This window comes from Treponema sp. SP13 (assembly GCF_050938355.1).
GTDB classification, from domain to species: Bacteria; Spirochaetota; Spirochaetia; order Treponematales; family Treponemataceae; genus Treponema_D; species Treponema_D socranskii.
Map to the genome: position 1 here is coordinate 179858 of NZ_JADOVM010000003.1, position 22316 is coordinate 202173.

Here is a 22316-nt window from a genome sequence, read left to right on the forward strand (position 1 = left end):
TGTCTCAAAAGTCGGTTACTTTCTCGACCGCCCCTTGCAATTGCGGTGCAATAGCCGTATAGTTAATATATAAACGAGTACGGGAGATATAAGACTTATGTCGATGACGTCTACTTTCAGTATAAAAATGGACTCCGATATAAAAAAACAAAGCGAGTCTCTGTATAATGCTCTCGGTCTCAATTTAACGACGGCGATCAATGTTTTTCTCCGAAAGTCCATACAAGCGGGCGGATTTCCGTTTGACGTGCGCTTGGATATCTGCAACGACGAAACATTGCAGGCGATAAAAGAAGCGGACGTCATACACGATGAAATAAAAAACGGATACAGGGTTCCGTTTGCTTCGTGGCAAGAAGCAAAAAAAAGTCTGGCGGAATGAAATATCGGTTTGAGTATACGACGAAATTTAAAAAAGATTATCGTAAACTTACCGATCAAAAAATTATCCGCGAACTCGATATCGTTATCGATAAACTTTTGAACGGAGAAACGCTCGAAACAAAATATCAAGATCACCCCTTGCTTGGTAATTACAAGGGATGCCGTGACTGTCATATTCGTCCCGATGTGGTTTTAATTTATAAAAAGGAAGAAGATATTTTAGTTTTGACCGCTTTACGGGTCGGCACGCACAGTGAATTATTTTAAAATCAAGTAAAAGAATCTCCAAAAACGCGCTTGGATTTTTAGCGGACTCTGTCGCGCGTTTACGTTTCTTTTGCCGTTTCCGGCACGGCGAGTACGATCGTACATCCCTTTCCCGCTTCGCTTTCGGCACGCACCGTTCCGCCGATCGCGCTCATAATGCTTTTGACGATCGACAATCCCAATCCCACGCCTCCGCTGCTTCTTTCGTGCGCTTCGTTTCGGCGCATGACGGCTCTCATACGCATACTGCGGTACGAGCGCGCACCTTTGGGGTCTCGTGCGTTTTGAGAAAGTGCGATCGTGCAATATATAAAAAATATAAGCGCCGCCGTGCCGGATAATTTTTTACTCGTGACCATAGTTTCATCTATTTTATCTATTCGATAAAAAGATAATCCGAAAAATAGATCGCTTGAATTTTGTTGAGCGAAAGGCGTTCGTTGAGCGCTGCAAGCAGGTCGGCTTTGATTTTTTCTTCACCGCGTGAGAGCAGTTCGTCTTCCGTGTACTTTGAAAAATATTCCGTGATGACGGCTCGCATGATCGTACTTTTTTGCGAAAGCTCTTCGTAAAAAGCCCTGTCGCCTGCGGGATAGGGAAACCACGGAGTGACGACGACGGGAGTTCCGCCGGCCGCTTTTTTCGGATCGGGCTTTGTCGCCGCGCGCAGCCTTCCGAGTCCGGTAAAGGCGTCGAGCTTTGTATTGTCGGGCGCGCTCATCGACGAAACGGCAAGCGGGGACGGGTCGGGAGTGCGGATATTTTTTCCGGGCTGCGCTTTTTTCAAAGCGAACGACACGAGCGTTCCGATGACGATCGCCGCCGCCAAAAGAGAAGCGATGACGGCGAGCACGCGATTTAAAATCGATTGCATACGTTACTCTACCAGATACGGCGCGATGAGGGCAAGTGATTTTCCTCGCGCGTATACCGTTACGTGTACGCCGTCTTCGAGCCATTGCTCGTTTAGGATGCGGCCGCCTTTGCGTATGTCGGCGAGGAGCGGGCTTTTGTCCTGAAGCAGCACGCATTTGCAGCGTTTTCCGAACAGTGCGCCCGCAATTTTATTGCTGAGTTCGTCGAAGCCCGTCTTTTCTTTTGCGCTTACGGAAAGAGAGTCGGGAAATTGTGCGCGCAGTTCGGCAAGTCTTCCGCCGTCTTTTTCGAGCACGTCGATTTTATTTAATAGTACGAGGCGTTCGTTTTCGACCGCTCCTATTTCGCCGAGTACGCGGCACACGGTTTCGTATTGATTTTCCGCATTCGCATCCGAAGCGTCTATGACGATGAGCAAAAGATCGGCGCGCACCGCTTCTTCGAGCGTTGATTTGAACGCATTGACGAGCGTGTGCGGAAGGTTTGAGATAAAGCCGACGGTGTCGGTAAGCAAAACCGCGCTTCCGTCTTTTATCCGCATGCGCCGTGTCGTCGGATCGAGCGTCGCAAACAATTTATTTTCGACGAATACGTCCGCTCCCGTAAGCGCGTTCAAGAGGCTTGATTTTCCGGCGTTCGTGTAGCCGACAAGCGCGCACGACGGAACGGAAACTTTGCTTCTCCGCTTGCGCTGCGTATCGCGCCCTGCGGCGACGCTTTTGAGTTCCCGTTTGACGCGAAAAATTTTTTCCCGTACTTGGCGCTGATCGAGTTCGAGCTGCGTTTCTCCCGAACCTTTCGCGCCGTAATTGCCGCCCCGCTGCCTTGCCAAATCTCCGTACATATGTGCGAGACGCGGGAGTGAATATTCGAGGCGGGCGAGTTCGACTTGCAAAACCGCTTCATGCGTTTGCGCGCGCGAAGCGAAGATGCGCAAAATCACTTCTTCCCTGTCGAAAGAGGGCAGACCCGAAAGCTTTTCCCAGTTGCGCTGCTTCGTCGGCTCGAGCGTAAAGTCGAAGACGATGCAGTCCGCTTCGCATTCTTTCGCACCCGATGCGATTTCTTCGGCTTTGCCTTTGCCCATGCCGTATGCAGGCTGCACTTCAAGCCGCGAAAGCGTAATCGCCGAAACGGTTTCCATGCCGAGCGTGTCGATAAGGCTTTTGAGTTCTCGAAGATCGTTGCCCGGCTCTCCGACGAGCACGCAGCGGGTTTTCCGCTCCGCTTCTTTTTGCAGTTCTTCCATCGCGCTATTATACGGATAAACGCTGCGTTTTGAAAGTATTTCTATCATAACGCTGTGCTTTCGGCGATGTTTTTACCGTGCGGAACGGACGGGAAATGCCGCTGGATTTTTATCCGTTTTATGCCGATACTGTAAGAGGAGATAGGACGAAGTGACTTCAGGACAAAAAATCGCCGTAAGCATTGTAACGACAGTCGTCATATTTGCCTGTTTTGTCGTTACGGCATTTGCGGGGCTTTTTTCCAAAATCGAAGCGCGGTTTTACGAACCGGCGAAGATAGCCGATATTCGAAAGCAACTCGATTCGGTCGCGGAATACAGCGAAACCTATATTAATACCCTCCTCGAACAATTCAGTACGGGAGAAAATGCGTATCTATCCGATCGATCGATCGCTTCGTATGCGCTGTCCTTTCCGTCGGACAGCGATGTACAGCAGCGTACGCGCAGAACCGCTGCTCTTTTTTCCGAAGCGAGCGGACTCGTCGGTATCCGTCTTGTCGACGCGAACGGACGCAGCGTTCACTTCAGCACTTATTCGGCAGATATGCTTAAGCAAACCGACAGCATGCGTATATATAAGAATTACGATGAACTGCGTACGCCGCTCGGTAACGACGAATTCGCTTTTTTTAAAGTTTCGGTGCTCGATTCCGCCGACGGACAGAGGTATCGCATCGTGTTCGACGGAGAAGACAATCGAATATTATTCGCGTTTCCGTTTTACGATCCGTACGACGTATACCGCGGTACGATAATTTTTTACGTCAACGTGCAGGATTTCAACCGTGCGCTTATCGCACGGAATCTTACGACCGTTGCAAGCACGAGCGATCTTATTTCCGACAGTACCGGAGCGATCGGAGGATTTGTATTCGGTATGCCGACGGTCGGGCGTAACGATATCGAACGCGAGGCGATTGCACGCTGGAGAGACAATTCGCCGGGTCCCGATAAAATCGCTTCGATTCCCGCAAGCGGGAGCACATCGAAAGAATCGTATTGGATTTTGATTTCGAGTAACCGCAGCCGCTTTATCAAAACCGCAGGCGTTTACCGCGATTCGATATTTCTTATGCCGCCTGCCGTGCAGATTCTTTTACTCGCATGCGTTTTTATTACGCTGTTTCTCATGATATTTATGCTGTTCAATCTGCGGCGCGACGATATGGTCGTCATTCGAGACAGAGTCAAACGTTTTCAGCTCGCACTGATCAACGAATATTTCGAAAACAAGGAGAATATAAATTGGGCTGACGTTTCCAAAAAAATCGCAGGGCGCAAAACCGACGTTTCCGAAGCGATTAAACAGAGTCTCGGAAAACGGGCAAAGCGGCATCTCAAAGAGACCGATGCGCTGATCGACAAAAGCTGGGACGAGATCATCGGTGCGCTGAGCGTCAAAACGAATGCGTCTGCAGCGAGCGCTTTGCAGGACTCAAAAGAGATCCGCAGAATGCTCGAAGAGATTTTGCGGAGCGGCACGATACAAGTGCAAAGCGCCGTATTGCCTGCAACGGAAACGATACCGAAAGAAATATCGCTCGCGCAGGAAAGCGCGGAAACGGGCATAACGTTTGAAACGAATACGGAAGCGGTGAACGCGGCGACCGCAGCCGAAGAATCGTTCTTTAAAAATATGACGGCTGCTCAGTTCACGGAAACGGATGCGTCCGGAGCAAATGTGCCGGTTGAAACTGCATCAGCGGAAAAGATGCCGCCGGAAAAAGAAACCGATGCGCCGGCGGAAAAAACGATTTCGGAAAAGGCACCCGATCAAGCGAACCCTGCCGAGCTTTCCGAAAGCGGGCAGCGCGAAATGCATGATGCGGAAAACATCGAAAACGATGCTGCTGAAAAGATCGACGTATTTGGCGAAATACGTATGGCCGAAGAAAACGCAGACGGCTTGTCCGATGCGGATATCGAAATCGTAAACACAGCGACGGAAACGGAAGAAGTCTTTTTTGAGAATATGAGCGCTTCGGAACACATCGAAAACGATGCGGCAAAAAAGGACGCAGCGGTCGAAACGGAAATCGCCGAGTCGGTTGAAAGCGCACCTTTCGCATTGTCTGCGAAAGCCGATGCGGAATCGTCTGCAATGGAAGCCGTCGATATCGATTCATTTATGGAAACGACGAGCAATGTTCCTCCGCCGGAAGACAGCATCTTTGCTGAGCCGCTGCAGTTGGGCGAGCCGAGAACCGACAACGCCGCTCATAAAGAAATCAAACCGATCGATTTCGACGTCGTGTCGGCGCCGAACTTTTTATTTCTCGATGAAGAGCGGAAAGAAAGCAGCTTCGGCAGCTCACCGGAAGACGAAGCCGTACACGGCGATGTTTTACCGCTCGCCGAAAAAAGCAAAAGCGCCGCCGCTGCATCCGATCCGGACGGTGCGGAGGATATTCAGCCTATCGAAAACGACAAAGGTGCCGTTCCGTTTTCGTTTACGTCGTTTGCGGCGAACGAAGCGAACATACAAAACCTCTCGCCCGTTTCCGACGACGTCATCGTCGAAGGAAAAGACGGCGTTTTTTCGATTGCATCCGGTATCGCGTTCGACGATGTCGTACAGGATGAAGCGTTTAAACGCTTAGTCGATTCCGTTATTAAATGATAATGGGGTAACGGATAATGGGAACGACCTGATTACCCATTATTATATGTGTTGTCGCGCGCGTCGTTTTTATTTATACTGTCGGCATGAAATATACGGCACCTCTTGTCGTGCGCACCTATGAATGCGATGCGTACGGCCACGTAAATAACGCAGTCTATTTGAACTTCCTCGAATACGGGAGAATGGAATATCTGCATCAAATCGATTTCGATTATAAAAATCTCGTCGCGGACGGCTATTATCTGTATATCACACATATCGATATCTATTATAAAGCGTCGGCCTTTCTCGACGATGAGTTATTCGTCGATGTCGAACCGGTAAAGCTCGGCGTCATTCAGGGAACCTTTCATCAAATCGTGCGCAAAAAAGACGGAACGGTCTGCGTCGAAGCCGATGTTACGTGGGCGAGCGTCAAAGGCGGCAAACCCGCGAAGATTCCCGAAAAATATATGGTCGATGGCTTGTACCCGGACGGAGACGCGCGAAAACAAAAGGCGGCGCACTGATGGAAATCCATTTAAAGAATCTTGTTAAAACCTATGAAGGCGGCGCGCACGGATCCGAAATCAACGCGGTGCGCGGCATAAGTCTTTCCATACCGTCGAATACGATTTTCGGCATTATCGGAAAAAGCGGTGCGGGAAAATCGACGCTTGTGCGTTTGATAAGCCTGCTCGAAAAACCGGATTCGGGCGAAGTGTTTTACGACGGAAATCGCGTCGACGATCTTTCGCCTCCGGATCTCATTGCCCGGCGCCGGCGGATCGGCATGATATTTCAAAATTTCAATTTATTCAGCTCGCGCACTGCGGGACAAAACGTCGCGTACCCGCTTGAAATATGCGGTACGCCGAAAGCGGAAATCGCTTCTCGAGTGACGGAAATGCTTTCCATCGTCGATTTGGCCGACCGCCGAAACGCTCCGATCAGTACGCTTTCCGGCGGACAAAAGCAGCGCATTGCGATTGCACGTGCGCTTGCGGCAAAACCGGATATCCTTTTTTGCGATGAAGCGACGAGTGCGCTCGATCCGCAGACGACGGAATCGATTTTAAATTTAATAAGAAAAATACAAAATCAAATGAATCTCACCGTCGTAATGATTACGCATCAGATGGAAGTCGTACGCGACGCGTGCAGTTATGTTGCGGTCATCGATAAAGGAAGCGTCGTCGAAGAGGGCACGGTAAACGATATCTTTTTGCATCCGAAGAGCAATGTGACGAAGGATTTTTTGCTGAACTTGACGCCGACGAAAGAAGCGGGTGCCGACGGCGGCATCGTACGCTGGTCGGAGTGCGGCGGCAAATACGTTTTGCGCTTTACCGACACGCTTACCGACGAGCCCGTGCTGAGCCGCATGGCACAAAAATTCAACGTCGAATTCAACATACGCGCGGGCGGCATACAAAAACTTTCGGAGAGCCGCGTCGGCACGCTTATAACCGATATCGCAGGCGATGCCGATGAAGTTGCAAAAGCGATCGCGTATTTGAAAAGCGAAGGCGTTTCGGTCGAAGGAGAATGAGGGATGAATATCGATAAAATAATAATTCTCGTACGCGATGCGGCGGCACAGACTGCCGTCATGGTCGTCTTTTCGACGCTGTTCAGCCTTTTACTCGGTCTCCCGCTCGGCATCCTTTTGTGTACGAGCGATCCGCAGTCGGGAATCCGGCCGCGCCCGGCGTTGTATCAGATTTTAACGAGGATCGTCAACGCACTCCGTTCGTTTCCGTTTATCATTTTGATGATCGTACTCTTTCCGCTCTCCCGTGTTCTCGTCGGAACGAGCATAGGAACAAAGGCGACGATAGTTCCGCTTTCGATCGCGGCCGCTCCCTTCGTTGCGCGCATCATCGAATCGGCGCTCAAAGAAGTGGATCGAGGCGTCGTACAGGCCGCCCGTGCGATGGGCTCGACGACGATGCAGATTATCTTTAAAGTGCTCATCCCCGAAGCGCTGCCTTCTCTTATCGACGGCGTGACGCTGACGATAATCAACGTGATCGGCTATTCGGCGATGGCGGGCGCTATCGGCGGCGGCGGACTCGGAGATTTGGCGATCCGCTACGGCTACCAGCGTTTTCGTTCCGAAATCATGGCGATCGCCGTTGTCGTGATTTTGCTGATGGTCGAATTGATTCAAATGCTCGGTACGGCGCTTTCGCATAAAGTGGCGGCAAAGCGGTAAAACGCTTTCGCAAAAAGCGGCCGTGCGGTAATGTTTTCAAGCGGCGGGAGCGGACGCGCCTGTGGGGACGAATGAGTGCAAAACGGCGACCGTTACTGCGCTGCCCTTCCCATACAGGTTTGCATGAGCGTCGCAAATACGTAGATCTTTTGATAGACGGCAGCTCCGATTTCATAGGGAGGTTTGTCGGAAGCTCGCTCGATTTCTTTCCAGTTTGTGATCACTTCCGGCGATTTTTTCTTTTCGTCTTCGATAAGCCATTTTATCATTTTGCCGATGGCGACGAGATTGCGCGTCGATTTTACGATATACGTTTTTGCCTGTTCGTTCGATTCGCCTACAAGCCGATTGATGATCGCCGCTGCGTCGGGTGCGTGCTGCGTGCGCGGAAGCAGCGTTTTGATTTTTATGCCGACTTCTCCGTCTTCGGCAAGTCCGTTATCGAAAGCCGTGATCGCTTCGGATGCGGAAAGCAGATCGTTATATGCGTTCGACATCGGCATTGACACGGGGGTCGATACCCAGGCGCCGCGCACGAGGACGAGGTCGCAGTATTCGCGTATGTCTTTTTTAACAAATTCGATGAGAAAGCCTTTGACGTAATTGAGCGCGTCGCAGTAGAGATAGCCGGTAAGTTTTTTCTTTTCAAGTGTGGAACTGTTTTCAGCGATATAATTTTTCAAATATGAAACGGATGCCGTATTGAAAAGTTTTACGAGCAGTTCGTTTACTTTGCCGCTCGTTGCAGCCGATTCGAGTTTTTTAATCGCAGCCGTCGTTTCGAGTTTGAATTTGGTAATAAACGGTTCGACGATATTCGTCGTGATATCGTTTAAAATAGGCGTGTAGTCGGGATCCTGCGTGATCAGCTGTACCGTCATGTCGAATACGCCCGTCGCCTGTATGTGCTGCATTTTCGTTACGATCTTTTTCCATACGCCGATCGGAACGGGTTCGACTCCGCGTATGTCTTTGAGCATTTTTATCATGGGCGCCCAGTCGATGTTTCCCGTTATGTTCCACATGAGCGTCGTAAAATCTTTGATATCGTCGGCGAGGTATTTGCCGTCCGTTTTTTCAAACTGCGGCGGTATGGAAAAATCCCGTTCGACTAGAGACGCGTTAAATTTTTTCAGCGTAAAATAATAATCGTACGAACAAAAATCTTTAAAGCACAGCAGCTCTTTGTACCGCTGTTCGATCATCGTCGTTCGATCGAGCGTGAATTCGTCGATAAACGCTTGGAGCCTCTGCTGCACGTATGCTGTAAACCGACGAAGCGGCATCGTTTTGCTTTTTTCGGCAATTGCTTCCTGCGTCAGTTCTTCTTCGATTTTGTGCTGATTATCGGAAAGAAAATATTCGATAATTGCGACTTTCATCGCATTTTGATTTTTTGTGTTTTGAAATAAAAGCTGCGCGGGCGATACGGCTTTATAGATTTCGTAGAGGAGTTTTGCAAAACCCGGCAGCACTTCGCCGCTTCCCGCTTTATAAAAACGATAGTGCGATTTCGAAAGGCGTTTTGCAATCGCTTTCAACTGCCGTTTTTTTTCGTATTCGGGATCGTCGGAACCTAAAATCGACGCGAGTAGTTTTTGAATGAAATTTCCGCCGGATGATTTTGCTTTTGTCATAAAATCTGCATACATCATAGCTTGAACGATGAGTTTTGTAAATGTGCATACGGCATACGCCCGGCCGGAGCGGTGCCGAAGGCAGACGCGGAGAGAGCGAAGCGAACGGAGCGGCCGAGCGTGAGCGGGCCGCGCAGGGCGGGATGGCAAAACAGTGTCGTCCGTAATGAAAGCTGACAAAATAATCATGTGAGATTATGTTCGGTTGATAGACGCGCCGGTGCACTGCGTTTATACTGTGTAAACAATAATTGCAAAGGTGTGAAATGTATGAGAAGACATTATTTGGATAACATCAGATGGATGACGGTGTGTGCGGTCGTTCTGTATCACGTGATTTATATTTACAATGCGGTTATGCCGCCGTACCGTCTTATCGGCGCATTCTCCGAAACGCAGGTGCAGGACGCTTTGTTGTATATTTTGTATCCGTGGTTTATGATTTTGCTTTTTATCGTTGCGGGAATAAGTTCGCGCTGTTACCTTGAAACGCATTCGATCCGCGATTTTGTGCGTACGAGGACACACAAGCTGCTTGTGCCGTCGACGATAGGCTTGCTCCTTTTCGGCTGGATTCAGGGCCGGCTGAATATGATCCTCGCCGGCGGATTTGACGGGATTCCCGATACGATGCCGCGCGTCGCCGTATTCGCTATTACGGTCGCATCGGGAACGAGCGTTTTATGGTTTATACAAATGCTGTGGCTTTTTTCGATGCTGCTTGCGCTCGTAAGAAAATTCGAAAAAGGCGGCCTGTACGCATTGTGCGGTAAAGCGAATGTTTTCGTGCTCCTTCTTTTGGGTATCCCTCTTTATTTTTCGGGGCTCGTTTTAAACACGCCTGTCGTCCCCGTGTACCGCTTCGGCATTTACGCTGTTTCTTTTTTTCTGGGTTATTTTGTATTCGCGCACGAAACTCTTATCGACCGGCTCGGTAAAATCGACATCGCACTCGGTATTACGGCATTGCTGTCGGGAGCGCTGTATCTCTATCTGCATTACGGCGATGAGTATGCCGTTATGCCGACCGTCAATTCCGTTTCGGCGGTCACCTATGCGTGGCTCGCTTCGCTTGCGTTTTTAGCGCTGATGAAGCGCCGTTATGACCGCGAGTCGGCTTTTACGCGTTTTGTGACAAAACGGAGTTTCGGCTTATATGTGTTCCATTATTTTCCGCTGACGCTTACGGCGTGGCTCCTTGCGCGGTACGCAAAGATTCCCGCGGTGCCGACATACGCGATTGCGACAATTGCCGCATTTTTCGGTGCTTTTTTGCTGTATGAAGCGACGGTGCGAATTCCCTTTGTCAGGTGGTGCCTGCTCGGTATAAAAAAGAGCGCGCGGTAAAAAGGTCGGTTTGTTTTTTGAAGCCGACGATTTTTTGTCTATGGCGCAAACGGTTCGGGGTGCGTTTGTCAAATAAGAAAATTGAATTGACAAATTCCGCATCATAAAATACACTTGCCTTTGCCGTGAAGTAAAAATCTACCGAATAATGCATAAAGGATACTGTATGGTAAAAGATAACAGCAGGCAGTATACGGAAACAGAAAACGGTACAAAGGTAAAATCGCTTGAAAAAGCGCTGACCGTTTTGGAATGCTTCGATTCGCTTACTCCCGAATTGGGAATCGCACAAATTGCGGAAAAACTTCAATTAAATAAAAGTAACGTTCATAATATTATTTCTACCTTTGAAAAAAAAGGTTATCTTGAACGCGATAAAGAAAGCAAACGTTATCGGCTCGGTTTAAAGCTTTTGGAATATACCTATATTATCAATAAAAATTTATCGTATCAAAATACGGCTTACGATATAATCTCGTATGTTGCGAAAGAATTATCGTTTATTACTTATTTTGCCGTTCCGCAAAAAGACCGAATTTTTTATTTGAACAGCGCTTATCCGCCGGGAAAAACGGTTTTGTCTTCATACCGGATAATTATCGGAGAAACGGCGCCCTATTATTGTACGTCGTTAGGCAAAGCGATGCTTGCATTTATGGATAAAAGCGATATAGACCGTATATTAAAACTTCCGCGTAAACGTTTTACTGCGAATACGATTGTCGATGAAAAACTTTTATATGCGGAATTGAAAAAAATATATGAATGCGGTTATTCCATCGATAACGGCGAACATGAAACAGGCATAAAATGCATGGGGGTTCCCATTTTATCCTGCGCGGGGAAAGTTGTCGGTGCCATCAGCATTTCGGGTGCTGCGTTGAATTTTGACGAGAACGAAATTCATCGCTATTTGCAGGTTTTAACTACAGCTACGCGTGAACTTAAAAACTTGTTTTAACGCTGACGTTTTTGTCCGGCACAATATCCGAAACGTATATTTTTTTCTTGACAGATTTAAATTCATGATATAGCATGTTACAAGAGAATATCGTTCTCTATTACAGAACGATATTTAGTTGATTGTTGTGGAATTTAGCATTACCAGTGGCGTATGACCCACGATGATAACTTTGTTCGATAAAAACGGTAATTTCGACACGGAATCAAATCGGCAGCCGGTAAAACGGTTGATCGCTAAAGATAATAGCTGTTTATGAAAACGGTCATAAAAAAGAAAGAATTCATAGGTGAGCAGTCTTCTTCGGCCATGTGCCATGCTTCGTCCCTGCTGCCGCTTAATGCCGGAAAAATCCTGGCGGCATGGTTCGGCGGTTCTCACGAAGGCTCTCCCGATACGGGCATATGGTTTGCCGTACGCGAAAAAACGGGATGGAGCGAACCGGTGCTGTTAGCGCAATCCAATGAAGCTCATTGGAATCCTGTTTTGATGAAATCGGCGGACGGCGGCATCATCTTGTTCTTTAAAGTGGGGCAGCGTATTTCCGAATGGCGAACACTTTTTTGTTCTTCATTCGACGAAGGGAAAACCTGGACGGCTCCGGCGGAACTTGTGCCTTTTGATCGCGGCGGAAGAGGGCCCGTACGCAATAAGGTTCTTCGCGTAAAGTCCGGCCGCCTTCTTGCACCTGCTTCCATAGAGACGGGTATATGGAAAGCTTTTTGCGATATTTCCGACGACGAGGGAAAAACGTGGCGAAAGAGCACGGAAGTCCGCATCGAAGGACTTGTGTATGAAGAAGACGAAAATCTTAAAATAAATTCGACCGTTGCGGTCAGTGCGCAGTCTTTCCGCGGCAGGGGCGTCATTCAGCCGACATTGTGGGAGTCCGAGTCGGGAAAAGTACATATGCTGCTTCGCAGCAGCGAAGCTCGGATTTTCAGGAGTGATTCTTCGGATAACGGGGACGTGTGGTGTCCTGCCTATCCAACTGTTCTTCCGAATAATAACAGCGGAATCGATTTAGATAAAACGAGTGACGGTACTCTTTTTTTGGTTTATAATCCGGTGGGAGAAAATTGGGGACCGCGTACTCCTATAACGCTTGCCTGTTCCCGCGATAACGGAAATGAATGGCACACTGTTTTCGATTTGGATACGGGAGACGGCGAATTTTCGTATCCGTGTATTGTTGCTGAAGAAAATATACTCTATATAAGCTATACATGGAAAAGAAAGGCGATACGTTATTTTGAACTCGAATATATCGGTGCCTAGTTAACAAGGGATACAAATGAGCTAAGCTCATTTGAAAATACACATTATTGTAGGGGGAAAGTAAAGATGAAATCAGGTAAAATTTCAACTTTAGCATTGATTATCGTATTGGCTGCGGGAATCATGACCGCTTGTAACGTATCAAAGCCGTATCCTGCGGCAAAAGATATCACCGTTATTATTCCGAAGGGAGCCGGAGGGGGAACCGATATTTCTACCAGAGGCGCTTTGCAATATTTGGGAAAATATATAGATAATGCTAAATTCGTTTGCGTGAACAAACCTGACGGAGGCGGCGTTACGGGAATGATGAATACGGCCCTAGCTAAACCGGACGGTTATACGCTCGGCGCCGTAACCGTAGAATTGGCTATGTTTCCCCATCAGGATAAGTGCAAAGTAACCTATCAGGATTTTGCGCCCATTTTTGCGCAAATCGCAGCCCCTGCCGCTTTAATTGTTCCTTCCGATTCTCCATACAATACTCTGGATGAATTTGTCGCATACTGTAAAGCGAATCCCAGAAAAGTACAGATGGGAAACTCAGGCATGGGAGCGATATGGCATGTTGCGGCAATGAGCTTTGAAAATGAATTCAATGTGGAACTCAAACATGTTCCGTATCCTAACGGTACGGCGGATATTATTGCGGCTCTTGTCGGAGGACATATCGATGCCACTCTTGCCGATCCTTCCGGTGTACTGGGGCAATACAAAGCGGGAAAAATTAAAATCCTCTGTGTTATGGCTGCCGAAAGAAGCAAAATATATCCGGATGTGCCGACCTTCGCCGAGCTGGGACACAATATGACGATTCGCGCTTGGGCGTGCATTGTCGCTCCTAAAGAAACCCCTGCCGAAATTCTGTCCGTACTCAGGAATGCTGCCGCAAAACTTGTCGAAGATTCGGATTATCAAGCGTATATGATTAAACAAGGAATCGATCCGGTAAACATTGTAGGCGAAACCTGCTACGAAATGATGAAAGCGGATCATAAAATGTTCGGTGAAATGCTGCCCAAAATAGAAGGTTTAAATTGAACGTCTGAAATAGCGCCGTTCAATTTAACTTCGAGTTTTCTTCGAAAACTCGCGGATATACGTGTGCGCGCACGCGCACCAATGCGGCATTTTCGAAAGTTGACACTTTCTGCAATGCCGCATTTTAAGGAAGGTTTAAATTGAACGTCTGAAATAGCGCCGTTCAATTTAACTTCGAGTTTTCTTTTGAAAACTTGCGGATATACGTGTGTGCGCACGCGCACTAATTGCCCGGCTCCTAAATCCGAAGATTTACTCGCCGTGCAATTTTAAGGAAGGTATGTAATAATATGTCGAATATGAAACGGTGGAATTACATTATTTCGGTCGTTATGTTTGCCTTTGCTCTCGGCGTAATTTTTCTTTCACGCTCTCTTCATACTCCTTCCAAAACGGGGGATCCCGGTGCAGACATATGGCCGTTGATGTTGGCCGGCGTTTTGATTTTTTTGGCATGTTTATTGACCGTATTAACTACCGTCAATTCCGAAAAAGAATCGCAAAAAACATTTTCTCTTTTATCGCGGGCAAATATTCAAGTGTATATTTTTATGGGATTGACGGTTCTCTTTTGTGTGCTGATGTACGTTTTCGGAATAATCATTGCCGCCCTTGTGTTTATTCCGGCTGCAATGAGAATGTTGGGAATTAAAAGCCTCAAACAAATGCTTATCGTCGATTTTATCATTGTTCTTTCGATATATATTATTTTTCAGCTGTTGCTTAAAACGCCGCTGCCGGCTCCCATCTTTATGCGTTAAGGAAGGTAGGTTAGCGTATGGACTTGATTTACGAGGCATTGCGCAATATATTTATACCGATTAATATTTTAGGCCTTATTTTCGGAACAGGAGCCGGAATAGTTATCGGCGCATTGCCGGGACTTTCCGTCAATATGGGGATCGCCTTACTCTTCCCGTTGAGTTTTGCCTTCTCCGGTGTCGGCGGCATTTTAATGCTGTTAGGAATTTATTGCGGCGCTATTTACGGCGGATCCGTTTCGGCAATATTGCTCAGAACACCCGGTACGCCGGCATCCGCCGCCACAACATTGGACGGGTACCCGATGGCGGTAAAATACGGTCAGCCCGGCAGAGCTTTGGGCTTGTCCACTATGGGCTCCATGTTCGGTGGAATCTTCAGCGCCGTATGTTTGATTGTATTTTCTCCGCAGCTGGCGAAGGTCGCCTTGCAGTTTTCAAAGCCGGAATATTTCGCGTTGGCGATATTCGGCATAAGTATTATTACAAGCGTTTCCGCCGGATCCATGATTAAGGGGATTATGGGCGGTATTATAGGATTGCTTATAGCTACTATCGGCATAGATGCGATGAGCGGAAAACTGCGTTTTACCTTCGGCTCGACTTATTTGCTGGGCGGTTTATCTTTTGTACCTGTCCTGATAGGACTCTTTGCTTTTTCGCAAGTTCTTTTAAATGTTGAAGAATGCTACGGCAAAGAGCAGGTAAAACAAAATATTAAAATCCGCAGAGTGCTTCCCAAATTTGATGACATAAAAGCAACTTGGAAAGCTTTGCTGCGTTCATCCGCTTTGGGAACCGTTATCGGCTGTATCCCAGGTACCGGCGGCGATATCGCATCTTTTATTGCCTATGACCAGGCAAAACGGTGGAGTAAAGGAAAGGAGAAATTCGGCGACGGCGCTCCCGAAGGCATTGTCGCACCGGAATCGGCAAACAATGCTGTTTCCGGCGGTGCAATGATTCCGATGCTCACGTTGGGAATCCCCGGTGACGGCGCAACCGCTATTATGCTCGGTGCGCTTTTAGTGCAGGGAATGCAGCCCGGCCCCTTGCTGTTCATCCAGCAGCCCATAGAAGTGTATTCGATTTTTATCGGCTTGCTGTTGGCGAATGTAATTATGGGGGCAATGGGATTTTCTTTAATACGCTTGTTTGCAAAAGTGATTAATATTTCAAAGACGATTTTGCTGCCGATTATTTTTTTGCTTACATTTGTAGGGGCCTTTGCCTATAATAATTCGATAATCGACGTTTTTGTTATGGTCGGGTTCGGATTTTTAGGATACTTTCTCAATAAAATGGAATTTTCCATGTCTTCTATCGTAATCGGTATTATTTTGGGAAGCATGGCCGAAGCCAATTTTAGAGGTTCTTTAATTATGAGCGACGGCAATCCGTCGGTATTCCTTACACGCCCCATATGCGCGATATTTTTAGCCGTCGCTTTTATTTCGTTATGTTCTCCGCTTTTCGGCATTTTGATAAAAAAAGTGTTTCATAAAACGAACTAAAATACCGTGCAACACAAAAAAGCTGTTCGGAACTTTCTGCCTGAGCGGTTTTCGGTCAGCTTTTTTATTCGCGCGGAGGGTTATCTCACATGCCGCGCGTAACTATTGACTTTTTTTTACGCTTTCACTACTATTGTTTTTACGTTTGAAAAACGTGCTCCCTTAGCTCAGCTGGTAGAGCAATGGACTGTTAATCCATGTGTCGCAGGTTCAAAACCTGCAGGGGGCGAACAGCTGTCGTAATTCGACGGCTGTTTTTGTTTAACAAGCAACGGTGAATTGCCGATATGTCAGGTTTTGAACCGAGAGTTTTACCGCGAGACGATGTTCGGGAGTGGAGCGGTCTTCCGCTTTTTGTACAGATATTTAAACGGGTGAATGTCGAATGCATTCGATGACCAGCCGCCCGTCGTTTCCAAATCGATGACATTGAGGCTCACCGGATGCGATATGGGGAGCACTTCGCCCGAATCGAGCAAAAGCTGTTCCGCCCGCGCAAGCAGTTTTGTCCGCTCTTCTCCCGTATAGAGCGCGGCTTCTCCGAGCAGTTTGTCGTATTCGGCGTTTTTCCACTGTGCGACGTTGAGCGTCGATGTCGAGCGAAAGAGTTCGAGGAATGCGAGCGGGTCGGCAAAATCGCCGATCCACGTATACGAAAAGAGGTCGGCGTCCCATGACGGAATGCTTTCGAGGTAGCGATGTATCGGAGAAGTTTGTACCGACACGTCGACGCCGAGCGCTTTCCATGCTCCTGCCAAAATCTCGGCCTGCTTTTTCATATAGTCGGTGTCGGGGATTCCGATCACGAGCGGAAGTCTTTTGCTTTGCGCAATGCCTGCCTTTTTTTTCGCATCGGCCATCAGGGATGCAGCTTCATCCGTGTCGGTATAGGTAAATCCCTCAACCTGCGGATAGCCGTTTATCGGATAGACGAGGGTCGGTGCTTTGACGAAAGCTTGCGAACGGAGTTCATCCCACGGTACGGCTTCGAGGAGGGCGGCTCTCAGATCGGGATTGTTCCATACGCTTTTTTTTCTGCATTTGAAAAACAAATATTCCGTCGCGAACTCCGCGTTGATCTGCGCGCTGTCTTTGTCGAGAAGCTTTTGAACGGTGACGTTTCCCGCTATCCAATCGGCGATTCCCGTGTTGAATAAAAACACGTTTTCATCGGCGTTATCGCTCTGTACGATTGCAATCCGCTCAATGTGCGTATGTTCGGCGTCCCAATAATTATTATTTTTTATTAAAATTATTTCGCCTGCCGCATTCTGCTGCATGGAAAACGCGCCGCTTGAAACGCTTTTGTCTTTTTTGCAGACGACGAACGCGCTGTGGCACAAAACACGCGGCAAATATCCTGCAGGAGACGCGAGCTCAACGACGAGCGTCGTGTCCGAAAGCGCGCGTATGCCGACCGCATCCCGTTTGCCTTTTCCGTTTCGATATGCGGCCGCTCCCTCGATGATGTCGAACATAGACGAATAGGGTGCGCGCGGTTCCGCAAGTAAATCGAGCCATGCATCGTACACGTCTCGTGCCGTAATAAGAGAGCCGTCGCCGAACTTGGCGTTTTTGCGGAGCGTAAAAGTCCAGCGCTTTTTATTTCTCGAAATGCGGTAACGCACTGCAAGCGCGTTCTTCGGTTCGAGCGTTACGGGGTCGTAGGAAAAAAGCCCCTCGTAGAGCGATGAGAGGATCTGCGATTCGGAGCTGTACGAAGCCGTGTGCGGGTTCAAATCGTATTCGTGCACCGGAACGATGATCGTAAAATTGTGCTGCAGCGCGGGATCGATATCTTCCGCTTCGAAAAAAGCGTCGTCGTTACTATCGCTTTCGGAAATGTTCGTGTCGGGGACGTCGTGCGTTTGCGAAAAGAATGGTGTCATACACAGCAGTACGGCAAAAAGAACGATGCGGGATTTTTTTACGAAATCTATTTTATTAAAATCAAAGCGCATCTTCATCGATTCCCAATTTTTCCATTTGCATTTTTTCTTCGATAACGGCTACGTATTCCGCGCGTTTTTGGTTCGTTTTGACGAGCGTATTTTTCATCGTAACGAGTTCCATTTTCATCCCTTTGATTTTATCTTTGTCCGCTGCGGCTACTTGCGATTTAAAATATTCGTCGAGCGCATTCAGCTGTAAAAGAATTTCCCAGTTGTCGGCAAGCTGCCGATTGACAAACCCCAATACCGTCTCTTCCGCCGCTGCCGCGATTTTTCGGAACTCGTCGCCCTGCGTATCCGCGAAAGATTGTAAAAACTGCTGCTTTCGTACGAGGAGCGCAAAAAACGTATTGTATTCGATTTTTTTCGTCGTACGCGCTTCATTCTTTTGATTTACGATGACCAATTCGTATTCTTCCTGCGCCGCTTTTAAATTAAAGGCTTGGCGCAGCGCTCGTTTTAATTTATCGAAAAAGCCGTTGTGCTCCGATATGAGGACGGCATGATTCGAATCGATTTTTGCGATAACCTGTTCGTATTGCGGTGCGAGCGCCGAAAGCGAAAGTACGGTGTCGAGCAGCATGGCTCGCGTGTTCACTTTTTGCTTTACTTCGCGCACCGTTTTTTCCGTGACGCGCAGGCGAGAGAGAGCTTGCTGGCGAAATTGTTCTTTTTCAGGAGAACAGTCTTCTTTAGCGATTTCTTGAATCAATTCGGCGTAATATTGTTTTTTATCGAGCAGCTTCGGAAAGAGCCGCTTGATTTCCGCGAGTTCCGCGCTGTACGAAGAGAGCGTCGTTTTATCGAACGCCGGATTTTCGAGCACTTTTTTGCGGACTTCAAATTTATAAGATTCACGCTTGAAATTTACCAAATCGGTCAAACCCGAATAAATCGCCGAAACGGCCGTGCTGCTTTTGTTAAGCGAATCGCTTATGAGGCTCAAAACCATCTGGGGCGCGTGGACGTGCGCTTCGTTTACGAGCGTCGCGAGCCCCCGCGTGTTTACCTTTGAACTGTTGATTGAAAACGCGCGCCAGTCGATGCAGGTTGCCAAATCGAGCAGACGTTTCGTCTGCGCCAAATCGAGCCGGTCGGTCGAAAATTTATAATACGTGCACACGAATTCGAGCATACTTTCATAGTCGGAAAAGCGCGTACCCATGACGATGGAACGCTCGTTCTCCATATATGTCGATTCGTCCGGCAATACGATTTCCGTGATTTTCTTTTCAAGCTTGTACGGATCCGGTTTGATAAGCGCGCGCTGAACGAGCATGGTATACATATTTTTGACGCAAGTATGGAGCAGTTGAAAATTCGAAAGCACTCCGGGCAGCACTTTTGCATTTAAGTTTTCCGTTTTTTCCGCGATCGCCGTTTCGAGCGCGCCGAAAAAAGTCTGATTATCGCTCATACTTCTATTATCGTAACTTTTTTGCGAAAAATCCACCGAAAATACGAGTGTTTAGCGCGCGGCAAATTTGCGGATATATAAGTATTTCTTGATTTACTCTGCAGCGTGATGTATAATTTTATCGGGATTCGGATAATGCTGTTTGAATGGGATGAACATAAAAACAGAGAAAATAAACGTAAACACGGAATTGCATTTGAAGAGGCTGTCCGTGTTTTCGCCGATCCGAATTTGAAGATAGTGCTTGATTCGGAAGAATCGGAAATTCGGTGGCATGCCGTCGGTTTTGCCGATAAAATGCTGTTTGTGGTTTTTACGGAACGCGAAAAAAATGCTCTGCGTATTATCTCCGCGCGCAAAGCAACCAAGAGAGAAATATATGGCTATAAAAACGATGACCTTTGAAGAAATTAAAAAGCTGCCGCCGCTTATGAAAGAACGTATTAAAGAAATCGACGATTTTAAAAACACCGATTTTTCCGATTGTCCGGAACTTACCGATGCGCAGCTTAAACGCTTAAAATCCGCATACGATATTCATCCCGAATGGTTCGACGATACAAAGACTACCGTACAGATTACCATAGATAACGATATTTTGGCTGCGCTCAAAGCGGAAAGCACGGAATATCAGTCCCGCATCAATGCAATTTTACGCAAAGCCGTTTTGGAATAGATACGATAAGCAATAAGCTGCAATATATATTCGAGATGTGTACATTGCACAATTCTTACCGAGGGGCATCGGAAACGCTTCCATAGAGGATCGCGTCCAAATCGACGGAGAGAAAACCGCTTTTGTCCGTTTTGTAAAAATCGCTTTTTTCCCACGCCGCGTACATCGTCGTACCGGAAACGGCGAATGAGGTGTATGCATAGCCTGCGGGAAGTTTCGGCAATCTGAATGCGACGGGTTTTCCGTTGTTTACGATATGTCTTCCGTAAAGCGCGCCGCTTGCGTACGTCGTACCGTCGCCGAACATGAGGCAGGCATAGGTGTCGGCGATGAGCGCGTTCGCCGAAAGCGGTGAGGCATCGTCGTTTTGCATTTGATTTGTATAACGCCGCGGCGAGTGTCCGCCTGCCGTTCGGCATTCGACGAAAAACGCCGTATCGTCGTCGACGAGCGATGCAAGCTCCTGCAGGCGTTTGGGGGCGAATGCGATATTGACCGGCGCCGCCTGCGATCGGTATGCGTCGGCGTCAGTTTCGGAGATGAGGAGATCGTTTTTTGCCGATGCAGGCGAAAGCGAAAGGAGCGGGATTTTCGGCTGTACGGACAGATATGAAAAATCGGTTTTTTCTTCTGCCGATTTTTTTACCGAACATACAAAAACGTTTCCGTCCCACACGAAATCGGTTATCTCAGACTCGGCGGGAAGGGCGAGAGCCGTGCACGTGATGAGCGGGTAAAAGACGCTCGACGCCGTATCGAAAAGAACGAGAAAGTGATGCACGCCGTCTGCAGCGTTGTTTGCAAGCGATGCATTGAAAAAGGTGCTTTTATACAAAGAAAAAATCGGCGTATCGTTTTGGAATACGAGATTGCCGGCCGTTCTGTCGGCAAAAACTGCGGCGTCCGTATACAAGCTGAACGTGCTGCCGGTAAAGACGATCATGCCGAGCCTGTTGACGACGGCGTATGCGCAGGGCGCTTCGTTTCCGTCGCCGATCGCGCTCGATGCCGATGAAATGCGTACGGCTTCCGTCCACGGTTTTTCCGCTTGCATCGGTGCGCGCCTTACGTCGTCGATTGCTTTTATCGCTCCGCCGTCAAAACAATACCACGTGTGAGCTTTTTTCCCCGGAGCGGTGTCCGAAGAAAGGAGCGGGGCTTGTCGATTTTTTCCGCTGCACGAAGCGAGCGAGAGGACGGCGCACAGTACGGCTATGTATCTGCATTTCATTGCTCCCCAGTGTATAGCGGTACGGCCGATATTGCAAGTGCCGGAAAGCCGTCCGCGCGGTACTGCACTGCGGCGATACTTTGGATCGTGTACAAGTAGCTCGTAACGCCGGCTTTTTTAAGAAGTGTTTTTCCCGTTCGGCGATGCGTGCGGTAAAGCGGAATATACTGCGGAATAAAAAGCGCATGCGCTGCTCCTTCTCCGCTATGTATTTGGTGCTCGCCGGCTTCCGTACCGTCCGATTGCGGCACACCGATTTCTCTCGTTTTTTGTTCGAGTTCCGATATCGTAATAAGCGCCGTCTTTTTCATCGAAAGGAGCGACGCGCCGAACGAATGTTCCGCGATCGCAGTACAGACGGTTTCCGTATCCGCTTTCCACGGATCGTAGGGATGTTCCGTGTCGGCAGATTTTTCGGCAAGGGCATCGCATAATTTTTTCCAATTGAACGTCGCAAGATATGCGCCGTTCGCCGCTTCGTTTGACGAGTAGAGCCGCATACACACAAAAGCTGCAAAGCCGCTTTCCCAGCCGAGTTTTCTTTCATGCGGCCAGATGCAGCCTGCGGGTTTAAAAAATAAGGCGGCCGTTTCGCCGTGACGGCTTATCGGCTGAGCGATTACGGCGAGCGGACGGTCGGCTGCGGCTTCGAGCGTTACGTTTTTCACTCCCGCTTCAAGGCGTATGACGCACTCCGCCTGTGCGCCTCCCGCGTACCGTATTTCCCAATAGGCGAGCGGCGGAAATTCGGCGCACTCGTCCGGCGGCCATGAAGGAAGCGAAAACGTAACCGCTTCCGTTCGGTCGAGCGGATTTTTGCACGACGCTATCCCCGTTCCGAGCAGGATAAGGGCGAATAATATCGATATCTTTTTCATGCAATATAAATCGCCGAAATCTTA

The 22316-nt window shown here is 48.3% G+C and carries 23 protein-coding genes and 1 tRNA gene; 16 read left to right on the top strand and 8 right to left on the bottom strand.

The genetic code is table 11. The annotated features are described in order from the left end of the window. The first annotated feature begins 103 nt into the window (after positions 1–103). The gene (locus IZU26_RS07030) at positions 104–382 is read left to right on the top strand and encodes a type II toxin-antitoxin system RelB/DinJ family antitoxin (protein WP_290121765.1); all 279 of its coding nucleotides are present in this window, start codon (positions 104–106) and stop codon (positions 380–382) included. After that, on the top strand, positions 349–651 hold the full coding sequence (locus tag IZU26_RS07035) for a type II toxin-antitoxin system YafQ family toxin (protein WP_375164333.1): 303 nt from the start codon (positions 349–351) through the stop codon (positions 649–651). The genes IZU26_RS07030 and IZU26_RS07035 overlap by 34 nt, the downstream gene beginning before the upstream one ends. 59 nt (positions 652–710) lie before the next feature. Here the strand turns inward: IZU26_RS07035 and IZU26_RS07040 are convergent, their stop codons facing one another. Genes IZU26_RS07040 through hflX form a run of 3 tightly spaced genes read right to left on the bottom strand, consistent with a single transcriptional unit; the run spans position 711 to position 2776 of the window. Next, entirely contained in the window at positions 711–1010 is a 300-nt protein-coding gene (locus IZU26_RS07040; RefSeq protein WP_433277849.1) for an ATP-binding protein, read from the bottom strand. 17 nt (positions 1011–1027) lie between these two features. Beyond that, the gene (locus IZU26_RS07045; RefSeq protein ID WP_021329484.1) at positions 1028–1525 is read right to left on the bottom strand and encodes a flagellar basal body-associated FliL family protein; all 498 of its coding nucleotides are present in this window, start codon (positions 1523–1525) and stop codon (positions 1028–1030) included. Positions 1526–1528: 3 nt separating this feature from the next. Next, positions 1529–2776, bottom strand: coding sequence for a GTPase HflX (gene hflX, locus IZU26_RS07050; RefSeq protein ID WP_433277852.1), 1248 nt, complete (start codon positions 2774–2776; stop codon positions 1529–1531). Between the two features lie 151 nt (positions 2777–2927). Here hflX and IZU26_RS07055 point away from each other — a divergent pair, with 151 nt between their 5' ends. The 4 genes from IZU26_RS07055 to IZU26_RS07070 all read left to right on the top strand — a co-directional run bounded on the left by IZU26_RS07055 (position 2928) and on the right by IZU26_RS07070 (position 7599). Continuing rightward, positions 2928–5399, top strand: coding sequence for a hypothetical protein (locus tag IZU26_RS07055; RefSeq protein WP_433277854.1), 2472 nt, complete (start codon positions 2928–2930; stop codon positions 5397–5399). A gap of 86 nt (positions 5400–5485) precedes the next feature. Continuing rightward, positions 5486–5911 carry an acyl-CoA thioesterase gene (locus tag IZU26_RS07060; RefSeq protein ID WP_038080446.1) on the top strand — a complete coding sequence of 142 codons (426 nt, stop codon included), beginning with the start codon at positions 5486–5488 and terminating at the stop codon, positions 5909–5911. Next, positions 5911–6933, top strand: a complete 1023-nt coding sequence (locus IZU26_RS07065) for a methionine ABC transporter ATP-binding protein (RefSeq protein WP_310822368.1) — start codon at positions 5911–5913, stop codon at positions 6931–6933. The genes IZU26_RS07060 and IZU26_RS07065 overlap by 1 nt, the downstream gene beginning before the upstream one ends. 3 nt (positions 6934–6936) lie before the next feature. Further along, on the top strand, positions 6937–7599 hold the full coding sequence (locus IZU26_RS07070) for a methionine ABC transporter permease (RefSeq protein WP_310822367.1): 663 nt from the start codon (positions 6937–6939) through the stop codon (positions 7597–7599). A gap of 92 nt (positions 7600–7691) precedes the next feature. On the opposite strand, the gene IZU26_RS07075 is transcribed toward IZU26_RS07070, so the two are convergent. Further along, complete coding sequence (locus IZU26_RS07075; RefSeq protein WP_433277858.1) at positions 7692–9236, bottom strand: DUF5312 family protein; 1545 nt, start codon at positions 9234–9236, stop codon at positions 7692–7694. A gap of 41 nt (positions 9237–9277) precedes the next feature. Here IZU26_RS07075 and IZU26_RS07080 point away from each other — a divergent pair, with 41 nt between their 5' ends. From IZU26_RS07080 to IZU26_RS07115, 8 genes are all read left to right on the top strand, one after another. Next, positions 9278–9403, top strand: a complete 126-nt coding sequence (locus IZU26_RS07080; RefSeq protein WP_269207993.1) for a hypothetical protein — start codon at positions 9278–9280, stop codon at positions 9401–9403. 103 nt (positions 9404–9506) lie between these two features. Then, positions 9507–10583 (top strand): acyltransferase family protein, encoded by a 1077-nt coding sequence (locus tag IZU26_RS07085; RefSeq protein WP_433277860.1) that lies wholly within the window; start codon positions 9507–9509, stop codon positions 10581–10583. 166 nt (positions 10584–10749) lie between these two features. Continuing rightward, positions 10750–11544 (top strand): IclR family transcriptional regulator, encoded by a 795-nt coding sequence (locus IZU26_RS07090; protein ID WP_310822363.1) that lies wholly within the window; start codon positions 10750–10752, stop codon positions 11542–11544. Between the two features lie 255 nt (positions 11545–11799). After that, positions 11800–12822, top strand: coding sequence for a sialidase family protein (locus IZU26_RS07095; RefSeq protein ID WP_433277862.1), 1023 nt, complete (start codon positions 11800–11802; stop codon positions 12820–12822). A gap of 66 nt (positions 12823–12888) precedes the next feature. Further along, complete coding sequence (locus IZU26_RS07100; protein WP_433277864.1) at positions 12889–13863, top strand: Bug family tripartite tricarboxylate transporter substrate binding protein; 975 nt, start codon at positions 12889–12891, stop codon at positions 13861–13863. A gap of 299 nt (positions 13864–14162) precedes the next feature. Then, positions 14163–14624, top strand: a complete 462-nt coding sequence (locus tag IZU26_RS07105) for a tripartite tricarboxylate transporter TctB family protein (RefSeq protein WP_433277866.1) — start codon at positions 14163–14165, stop codon at positions 14622–14624. Between the two features lie 17 nt (positions 14625–14641). Then, on the top strand, positions 14642–16138 hold the full coding sequence (locus IZU26_RS07110) for a tripartite tricarboxylate transporter permease (RefSeq protein WP_021329512.1): 1497 nt from the start codon (positions 14642–14644) through the stop codon (positions 16136–16138). Positions 16139–16294: 156 nt separating this feature from the next. Further along, a tRNA-Asn gene (locus IZU26_RS07115) sits at positions 16295–16367 on the top strand. Between the two features lie 82 nt (positions 16368–16449). Here the strand turns inward: IZU26_RS07115 and IZU26_RS07120 are convergent. Continuing rightward, positions 16450–18105 (bottom strand): peptide ABC transporter substrate-binding protein, encoded by a 1656-nt coding sequence (locus IZU26_RS07120; protein ID WP_433277868.1) that lies wholly within the window; start codon positions 18103–18105, stop codon positions 16450–16452. After that, a complete protein-coding gene (locus tag IZU26_RS07125) occupies positions 18089–19507 on the bottom strand; it encodes a hypothetical protein (RefSeq protein WP_156001993.1) in 1419 nt (472 codons plus the stop codon). The genes IZU26_RS07120 and IZU26_RS07125 overlap by 17 nt, the downstream gene beginning before the upstream one ends. A 135-nt stretch (positions 19508–19642) precedes the next feature. On the opposite strand from IZU26_RS07125, the gene IZU26_RS07130 reads away from it, so the two are divergent. Both IZU26_RS07130 and IZU26_RS07135 read left to right on the top strand, forming a co-directional pair. Continuing rightward, positions 19643–19912, top strand: coding sequence for a BrnT family toxin (locus tag IZU26_RS07130; RefSeq protein WP_021329406.1), 270 nt, complete (start codon positions 19643–19645; stop codon positions 19910–19912). Next, positions 19887–20183, top strand: coding sequence for a BrnA antitoxin family protein (locus IZU26_RS07135; RefSeq protein WP_021329478.1), 297 nt, complete (start codon positions 19887–19889; stop codon positions 20181–20183). The genes IZU26_RS07130 and IZU26_RS07135 overlap by 26 nt, the downstream gene beginning before the upstream one ends. Before the next feature lie 55 nt (positions 20184–20238). Here IZU26_RS07135 and IZU26_RS07140 read toward each other — a convergent pair whose 3' ends face one another. Next, positions 20239–21414 carry a hypothetical protein gene (locus IZU26_RS07140; protein WP_433277871.1) on the bottom strand — a complete coding sequence of 392 codons (1176 nt, stop codon included), beginning with the start codon at positions 21412–21414 and terminating at the stop codon, positions 20239–20241. Continuing rightward, the gene (locus tag IZU26_RS07145; RefSeq protein ID WP_433277873.1) at positions 21411–22292 is read right to left on the bottom strand and encodes a hypothetical protein; all 882 of its coding nucleotides are present in this window, start codon (positions 22290–22292) and stop codon (positions 21411–21413) included. The genes IZU26_RS07140 and IZU26_RS07145 overlap by 4 nt, the downstream gene beginning before the upstream one ends. Between the last annotated feature and the right edge of the window lie 24 nt (positions 22293–22316).